The organism is Streptomyces ochraceiscleroticus, from assembly GCF_000720485.1.
Taxonomy (GTDB): domain Bacteria; phylum Actinomycetota; class Actinomycetes; order Streptomycetales; family Streptomycetaceae; genus Streptomyces; species Streptomyces ochraceiscleroticus.
This window is the reverse complement of the sequence record NZ_JOAX01000018.1, coordinates 141,188-154,823: the sequence shown is the minus strand read 5'-3', so window position 1 is coordinate 154,823 and position 13,636 is coordinate 141,188. Positions and strand designations below refer to the sequence as shown.

The 13,636-nt window shown below is 72.2% G+C and carries 14 protein-coding genes; 9 read left to right on the top strand and 5 right to left on the bottom strand.

Annotation, left to right across the window (positions count from 1 at the left end; genetic code table 11):
* Together IG84_RS0122550 and IG84_RS0122545 are read left to right on the top strand one after the other, a co-directional pair.
* Nucleotides 1-241 (top strand): acyl-CoA carboxylase biotin carboxyl carrier protein subunit (locus IG84_RS0122550; protein WP_031060169.1); only part of this gene is annotated, 241 nt, incomplete at its 5' end.
* A gap of 137 nt (nucleotides 242-378) precedes the next feature.
* A complete protein-coding gene (locus IG84_RS0122545; protein ID WP_031060167.1) occupies nucleotides 379-969 on the top strand; it encodes a TetR/AcrR family transcriptional regulator in 591 nt (196 codons plus the stop codon).
* A 124-nt stretch (nucleotides 970-1,093) separates the two neighbouring features.
* Here the strand turns inward: IG84_RS0122545 and IG84_RS0122540 are convergent, their stop codons facing one another.
* Nucleotides 1,094-2,077, bottom strand: a complete 984-nt coding sequence (locus IG84_RS0122540; protein ID WP_078649210.1) for a DeoR/GlpR family DNA-binding transcription regulator — start codon at nucleotides 2,075-2,077, stop codon at nucleotides 1,094-1,096.
* A gap of 134 nt (nucleotides 2,078-2,211) precedes the next feature.
* Nucleotides 2,212-3,648 (bottom strand): NAD(P)H-quinone dehydrogenase, encoded by a 1,437-nt coding sequence (locus IG84_RS0122535; RefSeq protein ID WP_031060162.1) that lies wholly within the window; start codon nucleotides 3,646-3,648, stop codon nucleotides 2,212-2,214.
* 228 nt (nucleotides 3,649-3,876) lie between these two features.
* Here IG84_RS0122535 and IG84_RS0122530 point away from each other — a divergent pair, with 228 nt between their 5' ends.
* The 3 genes from IG84_RS0122530 (at nucleotide 3,877) to IG84_RS0122520 (ending at nucleotide 7,192) form a co-directional block, all read left to right on the top strand.
* Nucleotides 3,877-4,314, top strand: coding sequence for a gamma-glutamylcyclotransferase family protein (locus IG84_RS0122530; RefSeq protein WP_031060159.1), 438 nt, complete (start codon nucleotides 3,877-3,879; stop codon nucleotides 4,312-4,314).
* A 105-nt stretch (nucleotides 4,315-4,419) separates the two neighbouring features.
* A complete protein-coding gene (locus IG84_RS0122525; protein ID WP_031060156.1) occupies nucleotides 4,420-5,241 on the top strand; it encodes a purine-nucleoside phosphorylase in 822 nt (273 codons plus the stop codon).
* A gap of 277 nt (nucleotides 5,242-5,518) precedes the next feature.
* Nucleotides 5,519-7,192 (top strand): phospho-sugar mutase, encoded by a 1,674-nt coding sequence (locus IG84_RS0122520; protein ID WP_031060153.1) that lies wholly within the window; start codon nucleotides 5,519-5,521, stop codon nucleotides 7,190-7,192.
* A gap of 196 nt (nucleotides 7,193-7,388) precedes the next feature.
* Here IG84_RS0122520 and IG84_RS0122515 read toward each other — a convergent pair whose 3' ends face one another.
* Nucleotides 7,389-8,006, bottom strand: a complete 618-nt coding sequence (locus IG84_RS0122515) for a PH domain-containing protein (RefSeq protein ID WP_031060150.1) — start codon at nucleotides 8,004-8,006, stop codon at nucleotides 7,389-7,391.
* A 118-nt stretch (nucleotides 8,007-8,124) separates the two neighbouring features.
* Here IG84_RS0122515 and deoC point away from each other — a divergent pair, with 118 nt between their 5' ends.
* The 3 genes from deoC to IG84_RS0122500 are packed head-to-tail and all read left to right on the top strand — an operon-like array spanning nucleotide 8,125 to nucleotide 11,431.
* Complete coding sequence (deoC, locus tag IG84_RS0122510) at nucleotides 8,125-9,120, top strand: deoxyribose-phosphate aldolase (protein ID WP_031060146.1); 996 nt, start codon at nucleotides 8,125-8,127, stop codon at nucleotides 9,118-9,120.
* Nucleotides 9,121-9,132: 12 nt separating this feature from the next.
* The gene (locus tag IG84_RS0122505) at nucleotides 9,133-10,572 is read left to right on the top strand and encodes an aldehyde dehydrogenase family protein (protein ID WP_031060144.1); all 1,440 of its coding nucleotides are present in this window, start codon (nucleotides 9,133-9,135) and stop codon (nucleotides 10,570-10,572) included.
* Nucleotides 10,565-11,431: an aldehyde dehydrogenase family protein gene (locus IG84_RS0122500; RefSeq protein WP_031060140.1), complete on the top strand. Its 867-nt coding sequence runs from the start codon at nucleotides 10,565-10,567 to the stop codon at nucleotides 11,429-11,431. The genes IG84_RS0122505 and IG84_RS0122500 overlap by 8 nt, the downstream gene beginning before the upstream one ends.
* Before the next feature lie 80 nt (nucleotides 11,432-11,511).
* Here IG84_RS0122500 and IG84_RS0122495 read toward each other — a convergent pair whose 3' ends face one another.
* Entirely contained in the window at nucleotides 11,512-11,922 is a 411-nt protein-coding gene (locus tag IG84_RS0122495) for a hypothetical protein (protein ID WP_031060137.1), read from the bottom strand.
* A gap of 172 nt (nucleotides 11,923-12,094) precedes the next feature.
* Here IG84_RS0122495 and IG84_RS0122490 point away from each other — a divergent pair, with 172 nt between their 5' ends.
* Nucleotides 12,095-12,721 (top strand): uridine kinase family protein, encoded by a 627-nt coding sequence (locus IG84_RS0122490; RefSeq protein WP_031060134.1) that lies wholly within the window; start codon nucleotides 12,095-12,097, stop codon nucleotides 12,719-12,721.
* A 97-nt stretch (nucleotides 12,722-12,818) separates the two neighbouring features.
* Here the strand turns inward: IG84_RS0122490 and IG84_RS0122485 are convergent, their stop codons facing one another.
* Nucleotides 12,819-13,595, bottom strand: a complete 777-nt coding sequence (locus IG84_RS0122485) for a SigE family RNA polymerase sigma factor (RefSeq protein ID WP_031060131.1) — start codon at nucleotides 13,593-13,595, stop codon at nucleotides 12,819-12,821.
* Between the last annotated feature and the right edge of the window lie 41 nt (nucleotides 13,596-13,636).

Genomic DNA, 13,636 nt, shown 5'->3' with positions numbered 1-13,636 from the left:
CAAGAAGTCCGGCTCCGCCGCCTCCGGCGACGCCCTCGCCTCCCCCATGCAGGGCACCATCGTCAAGATCGCGGTGGAGGAGGGCCAGGAGGTCAAGGAAGGCGACCTCGTCGTCGTCCTGGAGGCCATGAAGATGGAACAGCCGCTGAACGCACACCGCTCCGGCACCATCAAGGGCCTGTCCGCCGAGATCGGCGCCTCCCTCACCGCCGGCGCCGTCATCTGCGAAATCAAGGACTGAACGGGCGGCCGGTCCGGCCGACCGGTCCCAGAGGCTCCCGCACCCGAAACAGGTGCCGGGAGCCTCTCCCGTAACCGGGGGCACTCGCGCCGTACGGACAGTGGCATCCTGGACCCATCACAGCAGGGAGGACGGCGATGGCGACCGACACGGCGCGGGACGCGGCCGCGCGCCCCATGCGGGCCGATGCGCGCCGCAATTACGAGCGGCTGCTCGCCGAGGCCCGTACGGCCTTCACCGAGCGCGGCACGGACACCTCGCTGGAGGACATCGCGCGCCGGGCCGGCGTCGGCATCGGGACGCTCTACCGTCACTTCCCCAACCGGACCGCGCTGATGGGCGCCGTCTTCCAGGGGGAGGTGGACGCCCTGCTGTCGCGCGCGCGGGAGCTGGGGGACGCGCCGCAGCCCTGCACGGCGCTCGTGGAGTGGCTGCGCGCGATCATCACGCACGCCAGTACCTACCGCGGCCTGTCGCGCGCGCTGATGGCGGCGCCTGCCGACGAGAGCTCCGGGCTGGCGCGGTGCAGCCGGCCGATGCGGGAGGCGGGCGGCGTGCTGCTCACCCGTGCCCAGCAGTCCGGTGCCGTACGGCCCGATGTGGACATCCGCGACCTGATGCAGTTGACCAACGGCATCGCGCTGGCCGCGGAGGAGTCGCCGGACGACCCGGAGCTGGCCGACCGGCTGCTGACACTCACGCTGACCGGCCTGAAGGCCGGCCGGTGAGCGACGGCGTACGAACCTTGCTGTGAGTGGCGTACGGACCCGCCTGTGAGCGGTGTACGAACCCTGCTGTGAGCGGCGTGCCGACGTGCGTGCCGAGCGGCTGGGACCCCGCGGTTCCCAGTGCTCAGCGCCGGCGCGGTGCCAGGTCGGCGACCCGGCCGCCCTGCGGATCGGCGGTCAGTGCGGCCGAGCGCAACTGTGGCGCGGGCCCCGCCGTCGGATGGCTGCGGCGCTGGCCGGGCAGTGGTACCTCCCTTCTCGGCCCCCGGCGGTCGGCCGCCGGGGTGCCCTCCGCGCCTCCCTGCCCCTGGGCGGCCGCGGCCGCGGCCCCGCCGGCGACCGTGATCTGTACGCCCTGGTCGGCCAGGGCCTGCAGTTCGGTCGCGGCACGGTCGTCGTGGCCGGGTGGCTCGTCGGTCACCAGGCGGGTGATGACGTCGGTCGGCACGGTCTGGAACATGGTGTCCGTGCCGAGCTTGGTGTGGTCGGCGAGGACGACCACCTCCGCCGCGGCCTGCACCAGCGCTCTGTCGACGCTGGCGGAGAGCATGTTGGAGGTGGAGAGTCCGCGCTCGGCGGTCAGGCCGCTGCCCGACAGGAAGGCACGGGACACCCGCAGCCCCTGGAGGGACTGCTCGGCGCCGCTGCCGACCAGCGCGTAGTTGGATCCCCGGAGCGTGCCGCCGGTCATCACGACCTCGACGCGGTTGGCGTGCGCCAGGGCCTGGGCGACCAGCAGGGAGTTGGTCACCACGGTAAGGCCCGGGACCCGGGCGAGCCGGCGGGCCAGCTCCTGTGTGGTCGTCCCCGCGCCGACGACAATCGCCTCGCCTTCTTCGACGAAGCCCGCGGCGAGATCGGCGATGGCCGTCTTCTCCGCGGTTGCTAGATGGGATTTCTGCGGAAAGCCGGATTCGCGGGTGAAGCCACCCGGCAGCACCGCACCGCCGTGCCGGCGGTCGAGCAGTCCTTCTGCCTCCAGTGCCCGCACGTCCCGCCGTACGGTCACTTCTGAGGTCTGGACGACGCGGGCGAGCTCACGGAGCGAAACCGCTCCGTTCGCTCGCACCATTTCAAGGATCAATTGGCGACGTTCTGCAGCGAACACGAAACTGACAGTAACGCCAACGACCGTCTGTTTTCAGCAGGTTGCACCAATTATCGGAAGTTGTTCGTCTGCGGTACCCGCGAGTGATATAGGGCGGGCGTCCGTGCGAATGTGTTCGCGACGGACGCCCGGAGTCACTCCCCGGCGGTCTTGCGCGTGTGCAACTGCCGTGCGACCTCGGCTATCGAGCCGGAGAGGGAGGGGTAGACCGTGAAGGCGCTGGCGATCTGCTCGACCGTCAGGTTGTTGTCCACCGCGAGCGATATCGGATGAATCAGTTCGCTCGCGCGCGGTGATACGACCACACCGCCCACGACGATGCCCGTGCCGGGGCGGCAGAAGAGCTTCACGAAGCCGTCGCGGATGCCCTGCATCTTGGCGCGCGGGTTGCGCAGCAGCGGCAGCTTCACGACCCGGGCGTCGATCCTCCCGTTGTCGACGTCGGCCTGGCTGTAACCGACCGTGGCGATCTCCGGGTCGGTGAAGACGTTCGCGGAGACGGTCTTGAGGTTCAGCGGGGCCACCGCGTCGCCGAGGAAGTGGTACATCGCGATCCGGCCCTGCATGGCCGCGACGGAGGCGAGCGCGAAGACGCCGGTGCAGTCGCCGGCCGCGTACACGCCGGGGGCCGAGGTGCGGGAGACCTTGTCGGTCCAGATGTGGCCGGAGTCCTTGAGCTTGACCCCGGCCTCCTCCAGGCCGACGCCGGCGGTGTTCGGGATCGAGCCGACGGCCATCAGGCAGTGGGTGCCGGAGATCGTCCGACCATCCGAAAGGGTGACTTCCACGCGGTCGCCGACGCGCTTGGCGGAGGCGGCGCGGGAGCGGGACATGACGTTCATGCCGCGGCGGCGGAAGACGTCCTCCAGGACGGCGGCGGCGTCGGGGTCCTCGCCCGGGAGCACGCGGTCGCGGGAGGAGACGAGCGTGACGCGGGAGCCGAGGGCCTGGTAGGCGCCGGCGAACTCGGCGCCGGTGACGCCGGAGCCGACCACGATGAGCTCCTCGGGGAGCTCGTCCAGGTCGTAGACCTGCGTCCAGTTCAGGATGCGCTCGCCGTCGGGCAGCGCGTCGGGGATCTCGCGGGGGTGCGCGCCGGTCGCGATCAGTACGGCGTCGGCGGTGAGCGTCTCCTCCGTGCCGTCGGCGGCGGTCACCGTGACCTTGCGGGAGCCGTCCACGGCCTGGCCGGGCTCCAGCCGGCCGCGGCCGCGCACGACCCGGCCGCCCGCGCGGGTGACGGAGGCGGTGATGTCGTGGGACTGGGCGAGCGCGAGGCGCTTCACGCGGCGGTTGACCTTGCCGAGGTCCACGCCGACGACGCGCGCGGGGCGGTCGATGTGCGGGGTGTCGTCCTCGACGATGATGCCGAGCTCTTCGTACGACGAATCGAAGGTGGTCATCACCTCGGCCGTCGCGATGAGAGTCTTCGAAGGCACGCAGTCGGTGAGCACCGATGCGCCGCCGAGGCCGTCGCAGTCGACGACGGTCACCTCCGCGCCGAGCTGGGCGCCCACCAGCGCCGCTTCGTAGCCGCCGGGTCCGCCACCGATGATCACGATACGGGTCAAGGGATTACGCCTCGCGCTCTCGTTTCCGGCCCACCCAGCGCGGTTCCGGCCGGGGGTCCGGGGGTCGCCCCCCGGGGAGATGCAGTACGTACTCCATTGTCCCGCACGCTTCTCCCGCGGTCAGCGCGGGGGCCGCCGTACGGATCGCGGGCCTCATGAGCGCAGGCCGGACGCCGTGGCACCGGCGGATCCACAGGACGCGGCCCGCGCTCCCGTACGCTCTGACCCATGTCGCTCTACGCCGCCTACGCCGGCAACCTCGACGCGCGGCTGATGTCCCGCCGCGCTCCCCACTCACCACTGCGCGGCACCGGCTGGCTGAACGGCTGGCGGCTCACCTTCGGCGGGGAGCAGATGGGCTGGGAGGGCGCGCTCGCCACGCTCGTGGAGGCGCCGCGCTCCCAGGTCTTCGTCGCGCTGTACGACATCGCCCCGATGGACGAGGAGGCGATGGACCGCTGGGAGGGCGTCGGGATGGACATATACCGCCGGATGCGGGTGCGCGTGCACACCCTGGACGGCGACGAGGCGGCCTGGCTGTACGTCCTGAACGGGTACGAGGGCGGGCTGCCCTCCGCCCGGTACCTCGGTGAGATCGCCGACGCCGCGGAATCGGCGGGCGCGCCCCACGACTATGTGATGGAGCTGCGGAAACGGCCCTGCTGAGGGGCTGACGGGGCCCGGTTCATAGGAAGACACGAAAGGGACCGCCGCAGGTCCGTGACGAGACACATCTACGCGCGTAGGCGATTACCGGCTACCCTCGTCCGCGTGAACGCATCAGTTACCCCGGACCTGGCGAGCGACCCCCGTACCGCCGCCGCCGACGCCGCCGACCGCCTGCGCGAGCTGACCGGCGCCGAGACCCACGACGTTGCCCTGGTCATGGGCTCCGGCTGGGCCCCGGCCGCCGAGGCGCTGGGCGAGCCCGAGCACGAATTCCTCGTCACCGAGCTGCCGGGCTTCCCGCCCCCGGCCGTGGAGGGCCACGGCGGCAAGATCCGCTCGTACGCCCTCGGCGACAAGCGCGCACTGGTCTTCCTCGGCCGGACGCATTACTACGAGGGCCGCGGAGTGGCTGCGGTCTCGCACGGCGTCCGTACCGCGGTGGCGGCCGGCTGCAAGACGATCGTCCTCACCAACGGCTGCGGCGGCCTGCGCGAGGGCATGCGCCCCGGCCAGCCGGTCCTCATCAGCGACCACCTGAACCTCACCGCCACCTCCCCCATCGTCGGCGCGAACTTCGTCGACCTGACCGACCTGTACTCGCCGCGGCTGCGCGCGCTGTGCAAGGAGGTCGACCCGACCCTGGAGGAGGGTGTCTACGCCCAGTTCCCCGGGCCGCACTACGAGACCCCCGCCGAGATCCGCATGATCCGCACGCTGGGCGCCGACCTGGTCGGCATGTCCACCGTGCTGGAGGCCATCGCCGCACGTGAGGCGGGCGCCGAGGTGCTGGGCCTGTCCCTGGTCACCAACCTCGCCGCGGGCATGACCGGCGAGCCGCTCAACCACGAAGAGGTGCTGCAGGCCGGCCGCGACTCCGCGACCCGCATGGGCAGCCTGCTCGGCCAGGTGCTCGGCAAGATCTGATCCGGCGGTACGGAACCGGCCGGTGCGGCCGGTTCCCGCCGTTCGCGCCGGGCGCGGGGTATGGGTTACGAGCCGGGGCACGCGCCGCCCCCGTACGCCTGGGCACGCGCCGCACGCGTGCGTCCGGGCCCGCAGCAGCCGGGAACCGGCACGTGCGCCCGGAAGGGAACCAGGGCGCACGCCGGCCCGTCCGTAAGGCACGCACGCCCCGGCCCCGTACCGCACCCGCACCGCACCCACAGGCACCCCTCACGCACCCACAGGCAGGAGCATCACCGTGGCAACCGTCCCCGAGGAGCTGGCCGGCCGGGCGAAGGCCTGGCTGGCCGAGGACCCCGACCCGGAGACCCGCGAAGAGCTGGCCAAGCTCATCGAGACCGAGGACACCGACGAGCTGGCCGAGCGGTTCGCCGGCACCCTGCAGTTCGGCACCGCGGGACTCCGCGGCGAGCTGGGCGCGGGCCCGATGCGGATGAACCGCGCCGTCGTCATCCGCGCCGCGGCCGGCCTCGCCGCGTACCTCAAGGACCAGGGCCAGGACGACGGCCTGGTCGTCATCGGCTACGACGCGCGCCACAAGAGCGCCGACTTCGCCCGGGACACCGCCGCGGTGATGGTGGGCGCCGGCCTGAAGGCGGCACTGCTGCCCCGCCCGCTGCCCACGCCCGTACTCGCCTTCGCGATCCGGCACCTGGGCGCGGTGGCCGGCGTCGAGGTCACCGCGAGCCACAACCCGCCCCGCGACAACGGCTACAAGGTCTACCTCGGTGACGGCTCGCAGATCGTGCCGCCCGCCGACGGCGAGATCGCGGCCCGTATCGCCGCGGTCGGCCCGCTCACCGACGTGGAGCGCCCGGAGGGCGGCTGGGACGTGCTCGGCGAGGACGTCCTGCAGGCGTACCTGGCCCGTACGGAGGCGGTCCTGACCCCCGGCTCGCCGCGGGACACCCGCGTCGTCTACACGCCGATGCACGGGGTCGGCCGCGACGTCCTGGTGGCGGCGTTCGAGCGGGCCGGGTTCCCGGCGCCGGTCGTGGTGGCCGAGCAGGCCGACCCCGACCCGGACTTCCCGACGGTCGCGTTCCCCAACCCCGAGGAGCCGGGGGCGATGGACCTGGCCTTCGAGGCGGCCCGTACGGCCGCACAGGCCCCGGACATCGTCATCGCCAACGACCCGGACGCGGACCGCTGCGCCGTCGCCGTACCGGCCCCGGAGACGCCCTCGGGCTGGCGGATGCTGCGCGGTGACGAGGTCGGCGCGCTGCTGGCCGCCCATGTGGTCGGCTCGGGCGCGCAGGGCACGCTCGCCACCACGATCGTCTCCTCCTCGCTCCTCTCCCGGATCGCCGCGGCGGCCGGCCTGCCGTACACCGAGACGCTGACCGGCTTCAAGTGGCTGGCCCGCGTCGACGGCCTGCGGTACGCCTTCGAAGAGGCGCTGGGCTATGCGGTGGATCCGGCCGGGGTGCGGGACAAGGACGGCATCACGGCAGCGCTGCTGATCACGGAGCTCGCGGCCGTCCTCAAGCGGGACGGGCGCACGCTGACCGACCTGCTGGACGACCTGGCCGTGGAGCACGGGCTGCACGCCACGGACCAGCTCTCCGTACGCGTCGAGGACCTGTCCGTCATCGCCGACGCGATGCGCCGGCTGCGCGAGCAGCCGCCGGCCGCGCTCGGCGGGCTCGCGGTGGCCGCGGCCGAGGACCTGTCCCGGGGCACGGAGACGCTGCCGCCGACCGACGGCCTGCGGTACGCCCTGTCGGGCGCGGGGGCTGTCGCCTCGGGGCGGGTAGTCGTCCGGCCCAGCGGGACCGAGCCAAAGATCAAGTGCTACCTGGAGGCCGTGGTCCCGGTGTCGTCCCGGGACGGGCTCCCGGACGCGCGGGTCGCCGCGGAGGCGGCGCTTTCCGCGGTGAAGGACGACCTGGCGGCCGCGGCCGGGCTCTGACCGCCGGTGGGGCGGAGCCGGGGTTTTCCCCGTCCCCGCCCCTTCCCGAAACCGGGGGCTGCGCCCCTGGCCCCCTTATCGCCCTGGCGGGCTCGTCCTCAAGCGCCGGACGGGCTTGTTCCGCCGGACCGTGGCCCGACAGCGGCGCGCTTTCAGGGGCGCGGGGAACTGCGCGACCGGCCACGACGGCGCCGCGCTACAGCACGGCGAGCACCACCAGCGCGGCCCCGCCGACCACGATCGGCGCGATGATCTCGTACATCCAGCGGACCGTGACGGGCCCCTGGGCGGTCTCCCGGATGGCGTTGCGCTCGCGCAACTCCCGCAACTCGTCCAGCGCCCGGTCCGCCGACGCACGCCGCACCTCAACCGGCTCCTCGCCGCGTCCCGCGGCCCCCGCGGCTTTCGCCGATGCGCGGTTCGCCCGCTTGCGCTGCCGCAGCGAGACCGGGATCGACCAGAGCTGGTACTTCTTGTCGCCCGCGAACACCTCGCAGGAGAAGGACGCGCGCAGGTCGTCCACCGAGGCCCAGGGCAGCACGATCGTGCGGAAGGGGTTCCGTACGGTGAGCCGGTCCTCGTTCGCGCGGACCACGGGCCGCAGCGTGAACGCGGTCACCAGCGGCACGGTGAACAGCAGCCCGGACACCGCCAGCAGGCGGGTGCGCGGGGTGCCGTGCACCAGCGCGTCGATACCCAGCCAGGCGAGCAGCGCGAGCAGCAGGACGCCGCCGACGAGGGCGGCGGGCGACCGGTAACTGCGGTCCGCGTAGGGCTGCGTGGGCGTACGGGAGGAGTTGTCCGGGCTCGTCATAGGGGCGATTGTGCCCGAGAGTCCGGCATCCGGACGTTGCGGTCCGGCATCGATGCACAACCGCCCGACGGCGGGGGTGTCCTGTCACTACGCGCGTAGATATGCTCCCCTCGTGACCATGCCCACCACTGTTCCCGCATACGGCAAAGAGGCCGCGGGGCGTCTGGCGACGATGGCGGACGTGACCGCCGACGACCGGGCCCTCCGTCGATTCCTGCACGGCCTCCCGGGCGTCGACGCCGTCGGGCTGCAAGCCCGCGCCGCCGCGCTCGGCACCCGCTCGATCAAGAACACGGCGAAGGCGTACGCCATCGACCTCGCCATCTCGATGATCGACCTGACGACGCTCGAAGGAGCGGACACCCCGGGCAAGGTCCGGGCCCTGTGCGCCAAGGGCGTCAACCCCGATCCCACGGACCGCACCGTGCCCAAGGTCGCCGCGATCTGCGTGTACCCGGACATGGTGGCGACCGCCAAGGACGCGCTGGGCACCTCCGGCATCCATGTCGCATCCGTGGCCACCGCGTTCCCCGCGGGCCGCGCCGCGCTGCCGGTCAAGCTCGCCGACACCCGGGACGCGGTCGCGGCCGGTGCCGACGAGATCGACATGGTGATCGACCGGGGCGCGTTCCTCTCCGGCCGGTACCTGGAGGTCTTCGAGGAGATCCGCGCCGTCAAGGAGGCGTGCGTCCGCGGGGACGGCAGCGCGGCGCACCTCAAGGTCATCTTCGAGACCGGCGAACTCCAGACGTACGACAACGTCCGCCGCGTCTCCTGGCTCGCGATGCTCGCGGGCGCCGACTTCATCAAGACCTCCACCGGCAAGGTCGGCGTCAACGCCACTCCCCCGGTCACCCTGCTGATGCTGGAGGCCGTACGCGACTTCCACGCCCAGCTCGGGGTGCAGGTCGGCGTGAAGCCGGCCGGCGGCATCCGCACGTCCAAGGACGCGATCAAGTACCTGGTCATGGTCAACGAGACGCTGGGCGAGGAGTGGCTGACCGCGGACTGGTTCCGCTTCGGCGCCTCCAGCCTCCTCAACGACCTGCTGATGCAGCGCCAGAAGCTCGGTACCGGCCGCTACTCCGGCCCCGACTACGTGACGGTGGACTGAGACCCCATGCCCATGGAAAAGCAGGCTTTTGAGTACGCACCCGCGCCGGAGTCGCGCGCGGTCATCGACATCGCGCCGAGTTACGGGCTGTTCATCGACGGCGAGTTCGCCGAGGCGGCCGACGGCAAGGTCTTCAAGACCGTCTCGCCCGCGAACGAGGAGGTCCTCTCCGAGGTCGCGCAGGCCGGGACCGCCGACGTCGAGCGCGCCGTGAAGGCCGCCCGCAAGGCGTTCGAGAAGTGGTCGGCGCTGCCCGGTGCCGAGCGCGCCAAGTACCTCTTCCGCATCGCGCGGATCATCCAGGAGCGCTCGCGCGAGCTGGCGGTGCTGGAGTCGCTGGACAACGGAAAGCCGATCAAGGAGTCCCGCGACGCCGACCTGCCGCTGGTCGCCGCGCACTTCTTCTACTACGCGGGCTGGGCCGACAAGCTCGGCCACGCGGGCCTCGGCCCGGACCCGAAGCCGCTGGGCGTGGCCGGGCAGGTCATCCCCTGGAACTTCCCGCTGCTGATGCTCGCGTGGAAGATCGCCCCGGCGCTGGCCTGCGGTAACACCGTCGTCCTGAAGCCCGCCGAGACCACCCCGCTCTCCGCGCTCTTCTTCGCGGACATCTGCCGCCAGGCCGGGCTGCCCAAGGGCGTCGTCAACATCCTGACCGGCGACGGCTCCACCGGCGCCGAACTGGTCGCGCACCCGGACGTGAACAAGGTCGCCTTCACCGGCTCCACCGAGGTCGGCAAGGCCATCGCCCGCACGGTCGCGGGCACCGACAAGAAGCTCACCCTGGAGCTGGGCGGCAAGGCCGCGAACATCGTCTTCGACGACGCGCCGATCGACCAGGCCGTCGAGGGCATCGTCAACGGCATCTTCTTCAACCAGGGCCACGTGTGCTGCGCGGGCTCCCGCCTGCTGGTCCAGGAGTCCGTCCAGGACGAAGTGCTGGACGCGCTCAAGCGCCGGATGCAGACGCTGCGGGTCGGCGACCCGCTGGACAAGAACACCGACATCGGCGCGATCAACTCCGCCGAGCAGCTCGGCCGCATCAAGGAGCTGGCCGCCGCGGGCGAGGCCGAGGGCGCCGAGCGCTGGGCACCGGCCTGCGAACTGCCCGGCGAGGGGTACTGGTTCGCGCCGACCCTGTTCACCGGCGTCACGCAGGCCCACCGCATCGCCCGCGAGGAGATCTTCGGCCCGGTGCTGTCGGTGCTGACCTTCCGTACGCCGGAGGAGGCCGTGGCCAAGGCGAACAACACGCCGTACGGCCTGTCGGCGGGCATCTGGACCGAGAAGGGCTCCCGGAGCCTGTGGATGGCGGGCAAGCTGCGCGCGGGCGTCATCTGGTCCAACACGTTCAACAAGTTCGACCCGGCCTCGCCCTTCGGCGGCTACAAGGAGTCGGGCTTCGGCCGCGAGGGCGGCCGGCACGGTCTGGAGGCGTACCTCAATGTCTGAACGGCTCTCCGTCCTCAAGACCTACAAGCTGTACGTCGGGGGCAAGTTCCCCCGGTCCGAGAGCGGGCGGGTGTACGAAGTGACCGACGCAAAGGGCAAGTGGCTCGCCAACGCCCCGCTGTCCTCTCGCAAGGACGCGCGCGATGCCGTGGTCGCCGCCCGTAAGGCGTTCGGCGGCTGGTCGGGCGCCACCGCGTACAACCGCGGGCAGATCCTGTACCGGATCGCCGAGATGCTGGAGGGCCGCCGCGAACAGTTCGTCTCGGAGGTCGCGGACGCCGAGGGGCTGTCGAAGTCCAAGGCGGCGGCGCAGGTGGACGCGGCGATCGACCGCTGGGTCTGGTACGCGGGCTGGTCCGACAAGATCGCCCAGATCGCGGGCGGCGCCAACCCGGTCGCGGGCCCGTACTTCAACCTCTCCACGCCGGAGCCGACCGGTGTGGTGGCCGTCCTCGCGCCGCAGGAGTCCTCGTTCCTGGGGCTGGTGTCGGTGATCGCGCCGGCGATCGTCACCGGTAACACCGTCGTGGTGGTGGCCGGCGAGAAGGCGCCGCTCCCGGCGCTGTCGCTGGCCGAGGTGCTGGCCACGTCCGATCTGCCGGGCGGCGTGGTGAACGTACTGTCGGGTCGTACGGCGGAGATCGCCGGGCCGCTGGCCGCGCACCAGGACGTCAACGCGATCGACCTCGCGGGCGTGTCCGGCGATGCGGAGGAGGCGACCGCACTGGAAACCGCCGCCGCCGACAACCTCAAGCGCGTCCTTCGTCCACAGGCTGTGGACTGGGCCGCCGATCCCGGTACCGGCCGCATGCTGGCCTTCCTGGAGACCAAGACGGTCTGGCACCCGATGGGCGTCTGAGGACGCCGCACGGCGCACAGGAGGGCGCCCGCAGCCGTACGTACGGACGGCTGCGGGCGCCCTTCGCGCACGCGCCCGGGCTATCCCGGCAGGGCCTGCGCCACCGTGCCCACGACGGGGAGCTGGCTCAGCGAGGCGCCGCTGGCCAGCGGCGCGGTCAGCACCGCCGTACTGATCGGCTTGAAGTCGGCGATCTGGGTGCCGACGGCGTTGTCCAGCGGGTCGGTGCCGGTGCCGGAGAGGGGGTTCAGACGGAGGTTCTTGACCGTGCCCAGGCCGCTGGCGGTGGCCTGCTGCAGCGCGCCGACCGTGGAGTTCGTGGCCGCCCGGATGTCCTCCAGGCTCGCGGGGTCGGACTTCCCGTCGGCGGCGGTGGCGGCCGGGGCGCCGGCGGCGAGTGCGGCGCCCGCCACGGACACCGCCAGCCCGGCGCGCAGCAGCAGCCCGCGCGCGGTGCGGCTCTGGTGGGGAGGACGTGCGTGAGAGGCCATGAGCACCTGCCTGTGGATCGCGTGGCGGCGGCGATGCCGACCGCCGCACCGCCGCCGGTGTCCTGATCGTGCGTAATGGGTCGGATGCGCAGAGTAGTTGACGGATGTGTCCACATTCCACCTTGTGCGGCCGGGGTAGCTCACACGGGCGAATGCGGGACAATGAGTGCCCGTGAGCTTTCTCCTCGGTGCACCGTCCGCCCGCGTCATCCTGCTGACCGGCCCCTCCGGCTCCGGAAAGTCCTCCCTCGCCGCCCGCACGGGCCTGCCCGTGCTGCGCCTGGACGACTTCTACAAGGAGGGCACGGACGCCTCCCTGCCGCAGCTCCCGGACGGCGGCGGCGCCGACTGGGACTCGCCGCTGTCGTGGGACGCGGCCGCCGCACTCGCGGCCATCGAGGAGCTGTGCCGTACGGGCCGCACGGCCCTCCCCGACTACGACCTCGCCAGCAGCTCCCGGGTCGGCGAGGGCAAGCTGGAGCTGGCCGGGGCGCCGCTCTTCATCGCCGAGGGCATCTTCGCCGCGGAGATCGTCACGGCCTGCCGCGAGGCGGGAGTACTGGCCGACGCGCTGTGCCTGCGCGGCAGGGCCACCACGACCTTCCGGCGGCGGCTGCTGCGGGACCTGCGCGAGGCCCGCAAGCCCGCGGGGTATCTGGTGCGCCGGGGGCTGCGGCTGCTGCGCGCCGAGCGGTCGGTGGTGGCGCGGCAGACCGCACTGGGCGCGTACGCCTGCGCGAAGCCCGAGGCACTGGCCCGGATAGCCGCGGCGGACGAGGCCGGCGCGCGGACAGCATGAAAGAGCGGGAATCGGCAGACCCCCCGGCTGCCGGTTCCCGCTCCTTCTTCCCCCGTACCTCTCCCCCGTTTTCCCCCAGCCCCCTCGGGCCGGCCCCTCAGGCCACCAGCTCGCCGAAGGACTCCTGCTGGTCGCGGCCGAAGCTGAGGACGTCGTCCTCGCGCAGCCGCCGCAGCGAACGCCAGATGCTCGACTTCACCGTGCCGACGCTGATGTTCAGTATGTCGGCGATCTCCGGGTCGGTCCGGCCCTCGTAGTAGCGCAGCACGAGCATCGTGCGCTGCGTCTCGGGCAGCTTGGCCAGCGCCTGCCACAGCACGGCGCGCAGCTCGGTGCCGCGCATCGCGTCGTGGTCGCCGGCCGTCTCCGGCAGTTCCTCGGTGGGGTACTCGTTCAGCTTCCGCCGACGCCACGCACTGATGTGCAGATTGGTCATCGTGCGGCGCAGGTACCCACCGACCGCCTGCTTGTCGCTGATCCGGTCCCACGCCCGGTAGGTCGAGAACAGCGCGCTCTGCAGCAGGTCCTCGGCCTCGTGACGGTCGCCGGTCAGGTGGTAGGCGGTGGCGTACAGGGAGGCGCGGCGCTCCTGGACGTAGGCGGTGAACTCGGCTTCGCTGTCCACCGCCGGCGACGCGGCGCTCCGCTCCTCCGTGGCCTCCCCGTACGCGTTTCCCCCGTCGGTCCCCCGGTCGATTCCCCCCACGACGGTGTCAACGGCCTCGACCGGCGTCACGAAGAACGCCTGCCGCTGACGCCCGGTGCCGCGAGCGCACCCCCGCCCGATCGCGGCACCGGACTTCTCCCCGGCCCGTACGACATCGTGGAGCCGCGTGATTACTGCGCTGTTGGCGGTGCTGTGCAGTGTGTTCATCTCGCGCCCCCCGTCGGTAGAGCCGGCTCGTTCCTCCACGT